This window comes from Bradyrhizobium sp. CCBAU 53415 (genome assembly GCF_028128735.1).
Lineage (GTDB): Bacteria > Pseudomonadota > Alphaproteobacteria > Rhizobiales > Xanthobacteraceae > Bradyrhizobium.
Genome location: NZ_LBJF01000011.1, coordinates 1 through 1280, shown reverse-complemented (window position 1 = coordinate 1280; position 1280 = coordinate 1). Strand labels below are relative to the sequence as shown.

At 63.4% G+C, this 1280-nt stretch carries 1 pseudogene; it reads right to left on the bottom strand.

Going from position 1 to position 1280, the window contains the following annotated elements:
* Positions 1-978, bottom strand: a pseudogene (locus XH87_RS08420) (methyl-accepting chemotaxis protein); the annotation flags it as partial.
* Between the last annotated feature and the right edge of the window lie 302 nt (positions 979-1280).

Genomic DNA, 1280 nt, shown 5'->3' with positions numbered 1-1280 from the left:
ATTGCCGAGCCACAAGGCCAGCACGGTGCCCACGGCCAACCCGCCCAGCGCCAGCATCAGCATCAGCTGCTCGGTCTCTCCGATCGTCGCATTGGCGCTCGCCTCGATGCGCTGCTGGTCGGCGGTCAGATCCGAACGCAGCTCGGCCGAGAGCTTGAGGATGGTCGCCGCCGTCTTGGTCATCTCGCCGTTCAGCTTGACGATGACCTTCACGTTCTCGGTCAGCTTTGCGAACGAGGCGCGGTACTGCTTCAAGAGATCGCCGATCTCCTTGACGCGATCCGTGATCTTCTGGTCATTCGCATAGATGGAGACCAGCAGCGTCTCGAGGAACTTGATGCGGGCGATCACGCCGTCGGCGGTCTTCGGCTCCGGCTTGGCCACGAAGGCGCTGACCGAGGTGGAGACCGCCAGATATTGCGAGGTGACGTCCTTGGCCGTGCTCTGGACCGAGTTCAGGCCCGCCAGTGCTGCAGTGTCGGCGAGATCGTCGAATTTGAAACGGATCTTGTTGCCGACGCTGTTGAGCTCGTCGGCCGCGATCTTGTTGTTCTCGCGCGTCAGCGTGATGATCTCGCCGAAGACTTTCGTAAAGCGCTGGAACTCGGCCTCGAGCTGGCCGACCTGCTCGCGGCGGGCGGCACCGGTCGTGGCGGCCACCGACTTGGCGATCGCGCTCTTCAGATTGCCTTCAGCGGTCTTGGCTGCGGTCTCGTCATCCGCCGCGCCGGTCAGGGTATAGGCCCGTGCCAGCCCCTGATAGGCGATCAGCTCGCGTTCGACCGTCCGCGCCAGATCGGCCTCCGACACGCTGGTTCGGTAGGAGGCGACGGCGCCCTGGATCCGTTCGAAGCCGAAATAGGCGAAAGCCATGCTGACGGCGAGGATGGCTAGCACTGCCACGAAGCCGAGGATGATTTTTGCACGAAAACGCAACGTTGGCAGCTTCGATTGGCTCGACTTCGACTTGACCGACATTCCCCCACCCCATTCCATTCGCGGAAAACCAGGCGCAGCCCGGAAGCAGCCCGCTTCCCGACTCGTCTGCACGGTAGGGGGCAAAGGATAAGCTGTGGTAAATTTGTGGCGCGGCAACCGGCGGTTAGGTGACGCAGGGAATTGTTAAGGGGCGCTTTCTCGCGCCGCTACAAATTGACCGCCAGCGCCGACCTCCGCCGTCGTCGCGGACGAGCGCGCCTGATGGCGGGCTTGTCCGAGGCGGCGCGACGGCGTCGCAGCTATCTATGCCGCGCGGATATTCGCCATGAAGCGGTCGAGCT